The organism is Pantoea jilinensis, from assembly GCF_019104105.1.
GTDB classification, from domain to species: domain Bacteria; phylum Pseudomonadota; class Gammaproteobacteria; order Enterobacterales; family Enterobacteriaceae; genus Pantoea; species Pantoea eucalypti.
The window spans coordinates 127,206-139,803 of sequence record NZ_CP077748.1; the positions used below are offsets into that span (position 1 = coordinate 127,206).

A 12,598-nucleotide genomic window follows, 5' to 3' on the forward strand; every position below is an offset into this window, starting at 1 on the left:
CGTATTGACTGGGTGACCGGCACCTTTTACTGTGTTTATTATCAGTTGTGCCCGTTTATTTACCGAACACAGGAGGTTCTTTTGCAGCCAGACGTCATGCGGTTAGCCCTTCGTCCAGTCAGCGAAGCAGATGCAGGCGACCTTTTCAGGATTTATGGTGACCCTGCGACGAACGTGTTTAATCCAGCCGGTCCTTACCCGAATATTGAACATGCACGGGATGTCTTGTCTCGCTCAATAAGCCACTGGGAAACACAGGGTTTCGGCAATTGGGCTATTTCGCTTCGGGATGATCCTGACAGAATCATAGGCTTCGGAGGGCTGAGCATCCGAAACTTCGCCGATATCACGATCAATAATCTGGGGTATCGGTTCTCGCCGGAATCCTGGGGAAAAGGGCTGGCGACAGAGTTTGCCCGATATGCAGTCAGATATGGGTTTAGTGAGTTAAAACTCACGGAAATCTCTGCAGTGGTGAGAGCAAACCATCTGGCGTCACAAAAGGTTTTGATTAACGCCGGACTTCGGCATATTCGCGATGTCTATGATGTGCCAGATGCGGCTGCAAGCATGCTTTTTACGCTGAGCCGGGATGACTGGAATTTAACCCGCCCCTGAAAAGATTCAGCCATGATGACACTCCACTGAATACTGGACTTAACGCGTGTGGTTAATCAGCGCGAGTTGCAGATGATGCTCAATAAACCCGGCTTTGAGCGCGCTATATCGTTGCGCATTATTGTTGCAGAGCAATGCAGCAGTGGACTTAATCTCCGCATAGGCTTCAGCAATGTCACTGTTTTTACGGAGATAATCCCGAAAAGCCAGGTGGCGAAGTATTTGCTCATCCCCGTTTGAAAATGCATGCACCTGATGGCTACGCAGATGGACACCTTTAGTGAAATATCGGCGTCCCGGAATGCCGTTTTCACCTCTGGCACTGTACCCGATGCTGCTCATGGCAGAGGTACACTCATCCAGCTGGTTAATATCAGAGACTTCCAGCAGTATGTCGATCACGGGCTTTGCTGCCAGACCCGAAACAGAAGTGCTGCCAATGTGATGAATATTCACTGCAACTTCCCCTAATAAGGCCTGTATCACCAGACGCTCAGCCTCGAATGCTTCCGGCCATTTTTCATCATAAGGCACCACTGAAATGGTCCGCGTCAATCCCGGCCTCCTTTGACCTGAAATTTCTTTCTGGCGGTTAAAGTACTTACCTGAAACTGGCGGGAAGGAACAACGTCAGTTCAGGAATGAACCGTAAGGCTACAGTTTTGTTGAACGTGAAGTCAGTGTCTGGTGGAAAAAATGTTCAACGGCAAGATTAGAGGCGGATACAGCCAGGGACATCCCTTTATGCTGTATTGCAGTGCAGTAGGGTGAAATGAGGTGATGAGTGCTGTCTGATTCGTAATTCTGACAGCAATCTATTTTGCTTCATTGCCGTGACGACCCGTTAGTTTGACACCGAAAACGCAGAAGCCTAACAGGTCCTTTGCTTCATCTTCAACACGCGTAACCATGACAAGATCGGATGAACCGTCGGGCAGTACGACTTCATATGGCGGGTAGGGTAGCCCTTTTATTCGGAATTCCTGCAGCCAGAGCAACTTGTCCGCCTGAGAGGGTATCACCTCATAAATGTATTTGTGAATAACATCCTGTGGGGCCCAGCCAAGCCTTTCAGCAAAGGTGTCGCTTGCATCAACAATCATCAACTCCGGGTTAAGAAAGCAGATGGAGGTACCAGGAACTGCGTACATTGATGATATCTGATGCGCCCGCTGGTCAAGAGAAAGACGCACAACCCGGCGAAGAAAACCTTTTTCGGGCGCCCTGGCGAGCATCAGGTGGCTTTCTGCCGCGGTCACCGGCTTGCCGAACAGATAGCCCTGCGCATACAGGCATCCAATTCCACGTAACATTTCAGCCTGTTCATCCGTTTCAACCCCTTCGGCGATCACATCCATATCAAGGCTTTGGCCTAGCCCAACTACGCTGGAGATAATTTTTCGGCTATCCTTTTTTTCCAGCATGGAGCGAATAAAGCTGCTATCAATTTTAAGAGTATTGACGGGTAATTGAATTAACCAGGAAAGACTGGAATAGCCTGTCCCAAAGTCATCCATCGCAATCGTACAGCCCATATCAGACAAGGCCTCAACCTCTGCACGGGCTGTTATGATGTCATCTAACAGGGCAGTTTCGGTTATCTCAATCTTTAATCTTGTCAGATCAAACTGAAATCGATTAGCAGTTTGACTGATCATTTCAGGCAGGTCTCTGCCATTGAGCTGAGAGGGTGACACATTCATCGACAGAAATTGCTGTTCCGGCCATGCAGCTGCCGTTTTGAAACCTTGCGCTATCAGGCTGAGCATCAGCTCGTCCAGCAGACCGTTTTGTTCCATAGCAGGAATGAAGTCTGCTGGTGGCGTAACGGTTCCTTGCGGGGAAATGTGGCGTGCGAGCATTTCAAAACCCATCACGCGCAGGTCTTCCAGTGAGACGATAGGCTGAAAAAACGGGTGAAACTCACCGCTGTTAATACGCCGTAGCAAAACTTCACGCGGCTCGTCATTTTTCACAACAGGTTTCATTTTATTCCTGTAAATCCATAATTTTCAGCCGGTTAAAAAACTATATACATTCTAAACAATGAAAATTGAACAAAAATGAGAGCATCCCATTTCAACTTTTAAATTATCAGCCTGATCACATCAAACAATGTATGTTTAATAAGAGTTGTATGTTCAATCCTGCTTAACATTATTAACGGGTTGATATTCTGATGTTATCATTTTCAAATTATAACTGACGACGTAAGTTCACGTTCCAGATGCCTGTCATTATCGGCTAGGCCTCACTTTTCATTACCTTCTGATTGTAAGATGTTGACACAATCCCTCCTTTACATCCTGTAATGACTTCGCTTCCATTGACGGAATCTCGTCTCCACATGCAATAAGCTCTGGACACAACATTGAACCCTCGCGGATTCGAAAAGCGAGTGTTCTGAAATGTTCCTGAGAGGGTATGCGGGAAGCCCCGCGATGAGGGTAAACGGATCTGCTTGCCTGCAGAAATAACTCACATATCATGTAATTAAATATCCGCTATGGCACAAAGTCTGGAAGCCGTTAGTATGACATAACGTTATTTGATTAAAGTTAATGCTCTTCGAAAATACTCCACAAAGAGGATGATTGATGGCCATTCATATAGTGATTCCAGACGATTATCAGCTCGCTACTCAGCAGTGTGACTTTCTTCAGCACAACGACAAATACCTCTGCTCGGCTCTGGGAGACCTCACTAAAGATTCAATGGCTGATCACCATCTCTCTGCAGCAGAGGCATTGATACTCATCAGGGAAAGAACAGTGGTTGATGCAGCCTTTCTGCGACGCACACCGCGTCTTAAATTAATCAGCCAGACGGGTAAGCTGGCGAGGAATGTCGATGTTGAGGCCTGTACAATGGCGGGTGTGGCAATTGTAGAAGGGACCGGTTCCCCGGTCGCGCCTGCAGAATTAACCTGGCTGCTGATCATGGCATCACGCAGAAAATTAGTCTCTTCGGTGAATGCAATGGCCGAAGGACGATGGCAAACAGAAATAGGCTCTGCAGTCAATAATCAGCTCATCGGCATTCTTGGCTATGGGAAAATAGGAAAACGTCTCGCTTCCTTTGCAGCCGTTTTTGGGATGAGAGTGCAGGTATGGGGAAGTCTTCGCGCACAGGAAGAAGCCCGTACTGACGGATGGATAGTGCCGGAGAGTCGGGCGCAGTTTTTCGCCACCAGCGATGTGGTAACCGTACATCAAAGGTTGGTCGCGTCGACGGAAGGTAATATCACGGCGGCCGATCTTGCACTGATGAAAACGGATGCGTTATTTGTGAATACCAGCCGTGCTGAACTCGTTTCGAAAGGCGCATTGTTAAACGCCCTGAAACTGGGGCGCCCCGGATTTGCGGCACTGGATGTTTACGACGATGAACCGTTGTACGACGCGCAACATCCTTACCTGCAGATGCCAAATGTGCTGTGCACGCCACATCTGGGCTATGTCGAGAAGGCCAGCTATGCGCTCTACTTCAAAACGGCCTTTGATAATGTCGTACGTTACTTTAGTGGTGATAGATCACATGTGATTAATGCTGGGGTATCAGAACGATAAATTTACCCGTGATCTGGCGGTAAAGGCTTTTTCTGACCGTGCATTTCTGATGCCGGACGATTCAGTTGCAGGCTGTGTGCTTACCGTCAGGCCTCTTCAACAGTCATCGGCAAAAATTAGTCATTGCATCCCGCCTGCTTGTATTTTAGTATTTACTTAATTTAGAGAGCCCTAAAATAGTAAACATGAAAAACAGTCAGCTTGTTCGGTTGCAGGAAAGCGCTTCGCTGGCGACAACGTTGCTGAAGTCGATGAGTAACAGCAATCGCCTTTTAATCCTCTGCATCCTTATTGAAAAACCCGGCACCTCGTCAGGGGAGTTGGCCCAGCAAAGTGGGCTGACACCTTCTGCCACCTCTCAGCACCTGGCGAAAATGAAAGAAGATGGTCTGATTGAGTCTTCAAAGGTGGCTCAGCGGGTGAACTATTTCATAAAAGACGATGCGGTTAAAAAAGTTGTCTCCACACTAAAAGATATCTATTGCCCGGAGGATTTAAAATGAAGTCTGAATCGATATCGCCGTTGCAAGCCAATGAGATGATTGCGCAAGGAGCCGTGCTGATTGATATCCGTGAACGTGCAGATTATCTCAGAGAACACATTCCGGAGGCGGTCTCACTGCCACTTTCCGACATCACCGCGGGTAAATGCGTCGATAACGCAGGCTCCCGTCCTGTGATTTTTCACTGTCAGGCAGGGATGAGAACCACCAGTAACGCTGATGCACTTATAAAAGCGGCAACCTCTGAAAACGTCTTCCTGATGTCCGGAGGCATTAATGCGTGGAAAAGTGCCACGTTCCCGACAGTCGAAGATAAAAAACAACCGTTGCCTGTCATAAGACAGGTTCATATTACGGCGGGTTCACTGGTTCTGCTGGGTGTGGTGTCTGGATATACCCTCGATAGCCGATTATTTTTGCTCTCAGGAGTGATAGGTGCCGGTTTAATTTTCTCTGGCGTGACGGGTTTTTGCGGGATGGCAACGTTGTTGCAAAAAATGCCCTGGAACAGAACGGCGAAATAGATTCCAGGACGCATCTTAATTCTCAGCTTTCATCAATGTGAGGCAGATGCGTACTGTTTTCATCGTATAAAACCACAGCGATATTTTATGTCATTAAGACCACTCTTTATGTATCGATTCCAGCATAGAGACTGTATCTATTGTAATGTCAGCACGCATGACCGGACTGGTCAGCCTGTTACTGTCCAGGCACGCATGTATATGCTGAACTTCATAAACAAGCTCAAAATCGCAGGGAAAATGCAGCTCTTCTGTTTCGCCGCTGGAATAATGCACGGTCGCCCGTCTGGCTTTCCAGTAGTCGGGTATTTCAATGTAGCCTTTTTCACCATAGATAAATGCTTTGTTGGTTTGCTGTGGTCGCCGGTGAAGTCAGGACGCTGGCGCAGCGCGACGGCTGCCCGGGATATTAAACATCTGATTGAAGAGGCTGTGGCGCAGGTCGAAAGTGGTGTTGTCGTTGCAACCGGAACCGGCAAGAGTATTCTGGATATCAACGCTATGGTCGGAAAACTGGCTGTGGCAATGGATAACATCTCGCTCGCCTCGGCTGAACAGATGCAGGGTATTTCTCAGGTCAGCATTGCGGTAAACCAGATGGATGGTGTGACGCAGAATAATGCGGCGCTGGTGGAAGAATCCTCTTCTGCATCGCAGTCTCTTTCAGTTCAGGCGCACTCTTTACGTGAAGCCGTTAACGCCTTCCGCATCTGAGCAGACAGGTAACTACTCAGGTCCGAATGGACTTATGACAAACAGTGAGTGACATCTGTTCAGGCCCCGGCAGCAGGGCCTGAACAGGCAGCTCAAAAAAAGTAAAATTTTTTGCATCCGTTTCCCTCCCTCATTCGTATTAACAGATAAGGGCACTTCGGCCCTGTCCGCAAACTGAATGAGGGAAGTGAAAATGAAGCCATTCCTGCCAACTCTGCTTTTATCTGCATTAGTCTTCAGCGGCGCCACTTTCGCGGCGAGTATGGACAGCGACACGGTGATGGTCGGTGGAGCGGCCATGTACCCGTCAAAAAATATTGTTGAGAACGCAATTAACTCCAAAGATCACACCACGCTGGTGGCCGCCGTCAAAGCCGCCGGGCTGGTTCCGACGCTTGAAGGCAAGGGGCCTTTTACCGTATTTGCACCCACTAATGCGGCGTTTGAAAAATTGCCGAAGGGTACCGTCGACTCCCTGCTGAAGCCCGAAAATAAACAAAAACTGACCAGCGTGCTGACCTATCACGTGGTCGCAGGAAAAATGGACATGAAAGCGCTGGAGAAAAAAATCAAAGCTGGTGGCGGTAAAGCCGAGCTGAAAACAGTTAATGGCGAATCACTCTGGGTGATGTCCAACGGCCCACATAACATTCAGCTTAAAGATGCTCAGGGCAATATTGCTAATATCACCACCTATGATGTGAACCAGAGTAACGGTGTCATCGACGTTATCGATACTGTACTGATGCCATAAAGCGTTACCTATACTGTGTGTGGCCACTGATTGCGTGGCCACACCTTTTACAGGGAAGCCGATGACAAAAAATGTGCCCCACATTCAGGCCGACTTAATGAACCAGATAGCCGGCGGTGATAAAGCTGCTCTTGAGCAGCTTTACCGCGTCCTGTCGCCCCAACTTTATGGGATCATCCTGCGGATGGTCAGGCGCCGGGACTGGGCAGAAGAGATCCTGCACGACACGTTTATCCACATCTGGCAGTCGGCAAACTATTACGATGATGCGCGCAGTGAGCCGCACATCTGGCTTAGCCACATAGCCAGAAATCGGGCGATTGATTTCCTGCGAAAACATGAGAACCGATGCTGTTCACTGGAAGAAATCAGCGAAGCGGAAGCGGGTTTTCAGGCGTTACTTCCCGCGGATGACAGTCCTGCAGAGGCGCGTCGTCTTCAACATTGTATGGCGCACTTACCTTCAGAACAGCGACAAAGTATTTCGCTCGCTTATTATCGTGGCCTGTCGCAGAGTGAGATTGCGCTCTCCATGAGTCAGCCTGAGGGTACGGTTAAAAGCTGGATCCGTCGCGCGTTAATCCATCTTCGGGAGTGCATAGGCCTATGACTGCTCAGGAACACAATGATCTCACTGCGGCGGAATATGTGCTGGGTCTTACCGACGATGTGACACGCCATCGGCTTGATAAACGTCTCAATGACGATTCACTCTTTGCTGCAGAAGTGCTGCGCTGGCAGAAAGCGTTTAGCGGCATCGATTTGCTCACCCACGACGTTATTCCTCCCGCTACGGTCTGGCCGCTGATCAGGCAGGACCTTAACCGGAACGCTGACGCCTCTGGCACGATATCAGTCCGCAGGCAACCTGGCTTCTGGCTCGGCTGGAGTCTGGCGGCGGCAATGGCGGGCCTCCTCCTTTACACCCAGGTGATTAAGCCGGATACCCCGCATTCCCTGCAGCCCATTGCGGTACTCAGTGGCGCGCAGCCCAACGCACAGTTTGTGGTGAGTCTGGATAAGTCAGCGTCACGCATTCAGGTCTCGGCGCTAAACATCACGCTGCCAGAGAATAAAGCCCTGCAACTCTGGCTGATCAGGGGCAGTGCTGCGCCGCAATCGTTGGGACTGATCAATCACACCGACAGTAACGCTTTCCGATTAGCACCAGGCGAGTTAAACAATCAGACGGTGCTGGCGGTGAGTCTGGAGCCTGTGGGGGGTTCTAAACTCAGCGGGCCATCCGGGCCGGTGATTTTCCAGGGCAAAGTGACGTTGCTCTGATAGTCAATGGCGCAGGTTCAGCCGGAATTCAGGAGATAGGGTGAGTGGGTGGCAATCCGAATGGCAAACCGCCATTTCTTTACATTCACAACATCAGGGGAAGGACAAAAGAATGGAAATCAGAGCGGCCATTGAGTCAGATGCGGTAAGCATCAGTGAGCTGATACACAGTGTGTCGATTAAGTGTAACTTTTCAGAGGTAGAGCCCTGTCAGCACTGGTTTATCGAGAGCATAAAACCCGATGTGCTTAAACCGTTGATCGTTGCAGATGACTATCTCTGGCTGATTGCCGTGGAAAGAGGTGAGGTAACAGGCGTACTCACCCTTTTCGAAGGCAATCTAGTGAAATACTTTTTTGTGCATCCAAAGTTTCACCGTCAAGGGGTGGCAAGGGCACTCTGGCAGCAGGTAGCGCCCATGCTGCGATCAGAAATCAGTGTACGGTCATCACTCTTCGCCGTTCCCTTCTATGAAAAACTGGGATTTAAGAGAGTGGGAGAGGTTAAGTTTTTCAACGGCGTATCATTCCAGACAATGATGGCTCGGTTTTGATTTAAAAGAGATTTTTTAATTTCTACATTTCTGCAGTAAATATGGCTCTGCCACGCGTTTTGTAAACCCGCTTTGGGAGCGAGTGGACCCGGGCAGGCCACTCTTCTTGACTTATCACTGCGTACATTCTCTGTATTCAACTCGCTGACTTATTGCACCTTCCCCGTCCGGCGATGCCAGGGCGGCGGATGTTTTGCAGCGTTTTTACGTTTCATCTGCCTCTTTTTACGCCTTTTTTACAGGCCGATCGGTTTAATTAACGGCACCGGGCGCTGATGCGCCTATGTTCAAGGAAGCCGTGGATGAAATGCATTAACAAACCCTGGTCCATACCGGGGTGCAGCGATGCTGCTGTCGCTGAACTTGCTGAGCAACAGCGCCTTCGCCTTGTTTCGCCCCGCAAATGGTTCAGAGATGCCATCGAGGCCAGTACCGATCCGGCACTGCTGAACTATCGCCTGATCTCTCAGTGGCTGGGTGAATCGATAACGGACACCCGCTCTCTGATTCTGGCGCTGAACAATAGCCTCTGTTTTGGACTTTACCGCAATGGCCGACAAATCGGTTTTGCCCGCGTCGTGACCGATATGGCGGAGACCTGGGTAATCCGGAACCTGTTCATCTCGCCGGAATATCGTTTTATCGGGCTCGGCTCATGGCTGCTGCACTGCTGTCTGTCTCATCCTGGCGCCAGGGGCTGCCGGAGCATCATTGCAATGGGTGAGCCTGTACCGGATTTCTTCGAGCGTAACGGATTTATCTCTTTTCCCTCACTGCCCGGTGTCTACGTGACAACGCTGCAGAAAGGGGGATACGACCCGATTTGCGCCAAATGCGTCAGCAGGCATTAAGCCCGGGTGCACGCAAATGAGCGGTTTTCTCCAGTTTATTATCCGACCTCCGATTAATAGCGGCTCACTACCAGGCAATGTTGCCTTTTCGCAGCGGGTTCTTAAGGAACACACCATGTCAGGCCTTATCCTTGTTTCTCATAATCAATGTCAACGTTCGACGCTTACTGCCGTTTATGAAGGCATACTTTCCCGTCAGGGCGGGCTGTGGATTAGCTGGGATGGTGAGAGCAAAGTGATACCCAGCGACGCGTCAAGACCCTACTTAGTGCAGCAGGCTGGCCAGTATGAAACCGTGACCTTCTCCTATACGCCGGGCGAGCTGAATGAGGGTTACCACAACTATATTCACAAAGGACTCTGGCCTGTTTTTCACCAGCGCCCTGACATGGCCCGATTTTCCACCAATGGCTATCAGGAATATAAAAATATTAATAAAGCCTATGCGCGCGCCATTTGCGAAAATGCCACACCCGACGATGTTATCTGGATTCAGGATTATCATCTGCTTGGCTGTGCTTCCTATATTCGTGAAGAAGGGCTGACCAACTCAGTGGGTATTTTTCTGCATCAGCCTTTCCCGGCTGGCAGGATGTTTGAAACGATTCCCGAATGGCGCTGGTTCACTGACTCATTACTGTGTTGTGACCTGATTGGCTTCCAGACGGTACAGGATATGAATAACTTCCTGGTCTGGCTGGAGAGCGAATTCAGACTGGATCGACTGGAGGCACAACGTTTTCGGATTAATGGCCGGATAATAAGAGTGGGTGTATTTCCGGTCGGGATTGATCTTGATGATGTGCAATGTCTGCGCGAGAGCAACAGCTGTGCTTACATGGAAATGCAGTGCCGCGAAAGTCTGCCAGAAAATACCGTGCTTAGCGGCGGCCATCTTGATGAGAGTTCGGGGCTGCCTTACCGCATCAGTACCCTGGAGGTACTGTTAAGAAGACATGATTGCTATCAGAAAAATATTACGCTATTGCAGCTGGCACCTCCGGCAGCCGGACACGCGCATGATGCGTCTGAACTCGGTCATGCGCTGGAAGCACTGTGCGGCGAGCTGAATGGCGTACATGGCACAATGAACTGGTATCCGGTGAACTATCTCACCCATGCTTATAGCCGGGAAGAGCAGGCTGGTATCTATCGAGCCTCACGCGTTGCGCTGGTAACGCCATTAATGGCGGGTATGAGTCTGATGGCGAAAATGTATGTCGCCCTGCAGGACCCGAAAAATCCTGGCGTGCTTATCCTCTCGCAGTTTGCCGGTGCAGCCGAGCAGATGGAGGGAGCCATCATCGTCAATCCTTATGATCCTGACGCAATGGCCAGTGCGGTGCATCGCGCCCTGCAGATGCCGTTACACGAACGGCGAAGTCTGCATGCACGTCTGATGAAAGGCCTGCATATGCACAACAATCATCACTGGGCCGGGGCGTTCTTAAGCATGCTGAACGCTGAGCCGGCGGCGCCTCAGGCTCTGCCGCCACCGGCATTTTTTCCGCGATTAAGCAGTAGCCGGGCGAGATACTGAGATTCAGAACGTAAACGGTGCTTTATAAAGTGAAGGTGTGGAAGTTAACGGGTTCACGCTGATAGAGAGCAGAGCAGATAACGTTTTATCTACCTGCTCATCAATGTTTTATTTGGATCAGTGCTTAATGATGTGATGTTACGGTCTGCATTAAACGGGAGCATCACTATTTCATGACGTTTTGGTATTTTTCCAGATCCTTGCCATACCTTCACTTACAGGGCTGACGCGCGTAAAACCAAATTTTTCGTACAGCGCCGGAACATCTGCCATCAATGTGACATAAGCACATCACAGGCATTTTGATCGAGCCACTTTGTCAGCGTTTCCATTATCATGCGGCCCAGACCTTTTCCCTGATGCGTGGATCTACAGCGACATCGACAATATCCATATTCAGCGCGGCGTCGCCTACGATACGTCCCATTCCGATGACGGTTTCCCTATAAAGGATATGAACACCATAACAGCTGTCAGGACGTCCCTGGCGGGCAGCTTCGGCGGGACGTGGCGTCAGTCCTGAGATAATACGTAAGCGGCAAAAATTCTCTACAGACCGAACAGTTCCAGCAAGCTGGTAGTCAGACAAATTTTTATCCTCTTCTCAGCATCCATTTTCTGCAAAGTCTGGTTTTCGACGTTGTTCAGGGCGGTTGAACTGCAAAGCAGGTTTTAGCATCCCATAAGAGCAGCTACTCAGATTCGCTCTGTCATCACACTACGCAGTTCCTCCCTGAGCCAGCTCAGCGGCATATCGTTATCACAGCGTTTATGCCAGAGCAGCGAAAGAGCGATTTCGGGAGTCGCCACCGGTACAGGGCTGGAGCATAAACCGTAATGGGTTATCCAGTCATCCGCTAGCCCGGCGGGGACGGTAGCTAACGCGGGCATGCGCACCAGTAGCGGCGGCAGAGAGGAAAAATGCGGCGTCACGTAGCGAATCGAACGTGCCTTTCCCAGGGTCGCAAGCTGGTCATCAATGGCGCTCCAGGTTGATCCACGATAGGAAACCAGCAGATGATCATGCGCCACGTAATCCTCCAGCGTCAGCGGCGCAGATAACGAAAGCTGCTCCGGATGCCACAACGTACAAAAGCTTTGTGAAACGATCTTCTCGCGCTGCAGCGTGGCGGGCGTGTTATCGCCCACCGATATGGCAAGATCGATCTCGCCACGTGCGACCAGTTCCACATCCCTGAAGGGATCGCTGGCCGTGACCTGAAGCGTCACGCCCGGCGCGGTGCGCGTGATGCGCGCATACAGTGCCGGCATGATTGAGCGCTCAACCCAGTCGCTCATCCCCAGCCGAAAAACATGCGTCGCCTCAGAAGGCGTGAAGGATGCTGGCTGAAAAAGGACATTCTGCATCTGCGCCATCAGAGGCCCCAGCTCAGCGATCAGCGCCTCGGCTCGCGGGGTAGGCTCCATTCCTGTTGCTGTACGCACAAAGAGCGGATCGCTGAACATCACCCGCAACCGGGCCAGTGCATTACTGACCGCAGGCTGGCCCAGATGCAGCTTTTCTGCTGCACGAGAGACGCTGCCTTCCCGCTTCAGAACTAACAGCACCGTCAGTAAATTCAGGTCGATACGATGAAAATCATTTTCTCTGATAGTGAGCATCAGTTTAATCAATTTGAGTGATATGGATTGTCTGAGGATACTGCCCACCACGTTGTGATGAAACA

13 protein-coding genes and 2 pseudogenes are annotated in these 12,598 nt (G+C 50.3%); 11 read left to right on the plus strand and 4 right to left on the minus strand.

The annotated features are described in order from the left end of the window. Nucleotides 1-96: 96 nt before the first annotated feature. On the plus strand, nucleotides 97-618 hold the full coding sequence (locus KTJ90_RS20085) for a GNAT family N-acetyltransferase (protein ID WP_110411988.1): 522 nt from the start codon (nucleotides 97-99) through the stop codon (nucleotides 616-618). A 39-nt stretch (nucleotides 619-657) separates the two neighbouring features. Here KTJ90_RS20085 and KTJ90_RS20090 read toward each other — a convergent pair whose 3' ends face one another. Together KTJ90_RS20090 and KTJ90_RS20095 are read right to left on the minus strand one after the other, a co-directional pair. Further along, on the minus strand, nucleotides 658-1,173 hold the full coding sequence (locus KTJ90_RS20090; RefSeq protein WP_499027008.1) for a GrpB family protein: 516 nt from the start codon (nucleotides 1,171-1,173) through the stop codon (nucleotides 658-660). A 260-nt stretch (nucleotides 1,174-1,433) separates the two neighbouring features. Beyond that, entirely contained in the window at nucleotides 1,434-2,606 is a 1,173-nt protein-coding gene (locus KTJ90_RS20095) for an EAL domain-containing protein (protein ID WP_008924601.1), read from the minus strand. A 609-nt stretch (nucleotides 2,607-3,215) separates the two neighbouring features. Here KTJ90_RS20095 and KTJ90_RS20100 point away from each other — a divergent pair. The 10 genes and pseudogenes from KTJ90_RS20100 to KTJ90_RS20145 all read left to right on the plus strand — a co-directional run bounded on the left by KTJ90_RS20100 (nucleotide 3,216) and on the right by KTJ90_RS20145 (nucleotide 10,910). Further along, entirely contained in the window at nucleotides 3,216-4,187 is a 972-nt protein-coding gene (locus KTJ90_RS20100) for a D-2-hydroxyacid dehydrogenase family protein (RefSeq protein ID WP_140915506.1), read from the plus strand. Nucleotides 4,188-4,372: 185 nt separating this feature from the next. Further along, nucleotides 4,373-4,690 (plus strand): ArsR/SmtB family transcription factor, encoded by a 318-nt coding sequence (locus KTJ90_RS20105; protein WP_003854984.1) that lies wholly within the window; start codon nucleotides 4,373-4,375, stop codon nucleotides 4,688-4,690. Continuing rightward, nucleotides 4,687-5,214: a rhodanese family protein gene (locus KTJ90_RS20110; protein ID WP_499027010.1), complete on the plus strand. Its 528-nt coding sequence runs from the start codon at nucleotides 4,687-4,689 to the stop codon at nucleotides 5,212-5,214. The genes KTJ90_RS20105 and KTJ90_RS20110 overlap by 4 nt, the downstream gene beginning before the upstream one ends. 350 nt (nucleotides 5,215-5,564) lie before the next feature. Then, nucleotides 5,565-5,928, plus strand: a pseudogene (locus KTJ90_RS20115) (methyl-accepting chemotaxis protein); the annotation flags it as partial. A 193-nt stretch (nucleotides 5,929-6,121) separates the two neighbouring features. Beyond that, a complete protein-coding gene (locus tag KTJ90_RS20120; RefSeq protein ID WP_003854991.1) occupies nucleotides 6,122-6,682 on the plus strand; it encodes a fasciclin domain-containing protein in 561 nt (186 codons plus the stop codon). Nucleotides 6,683-6,743: 61 nt separating this feature from the next. Then, entirely contained in the window at nucleotides 6,744-7,292 is a 549-nt protein-coding gene (locus KTJ90_RS20125; protein ID WP_499027012.1) for a sigma-70 family RNA polymerase sigma factor, read from the plus strand. Next, the gene (locus KTJ90_RS20130) at nucleotides 7,289-7,966 is read left to right on the plus strand and encodes an anti-sigma factor (protein ID WP_337028606.1); all 678 of its coding nucleotides are present in this window, start codon (nucleotides 7,289-7,291) and stop codon (nucleotides 7,964-7,966) included. Before KTJ90_RS20125 ends, KTJ90_RS20130 begins: the two co-directional genes overlap by 4 nt. Before the next feature lie 40 nt (nucleotides 7,967-8,006). Continuing rightward, nucleotides 8,007-8,519 carry a GNAT family N-acetyltransferase gene (locus KTJ90_RS20135; protein ID WP_499027014.1) on the plus strand — a complete coding sequence of 171 codons (513 nt, stop codon included), beginning with the start codon at nucleotides 8,007-8,009 and terminating at the stop codon, nucleotides 8,517-8,519. Nucleotides 8,520-8,821: 302 nt separating this feature from the next. Further along, entirely contained in the window at nucleotides 8,822-9,370 is a 549-nt protein-coding gene (locus KTJ90_RS20140) for a GNAT family N-acetyltransferase (RefSeq protein WP_499027016.1), read from the plus strand. Nucleotides 9,371-9,485: 115 nt separating this feature from the next. Further along, nucleotides 9,486-10,910 (plus strand): alpha,alpha-trehalose-phosphate synthase (UDP-forming), encoded by a 1,425-nt coding sequence (locus KTJ90_RS20145; protein WP_499027018.1) that lies wholly within the window; start codon nucleotides 9,486-9,488, stop codon nucleotides 10,908-10,910. Nucleotides 10,911-11,081: 171 nt separating this feature from the next. On the opposite strand, the pseudogene KTJ90_RS20150 reads toward KTJ90_RS20145, so the two are convergent. Together KTJ90_RS20150 and KTJ90_RS20155 are read right to left on the minus strand one after the other, a co-directional pair. Then, nucleotides 11,082-11,499, minus strand: a pseudogene (locus KTJ90_RS20150) (GNAT family N-acetyltransferase). A 107-nt stretch (nucleotides 11,500-11,606) separates the two neighbouring features. Next, nucleotides 11,607-12,533: a LysR family transcriptional regulator gene (locus KTJ90_RS20155; protein ID WP_187513106.1), complete on the minus strand. Its 927-nt coding sequence runs from the start codon at nucleotides 12,531-12,533 to the stop codon at nucleotides 11,607-11,609. Nucleotides 12,534-12,598: the final 65 nt, after the last annotated feature.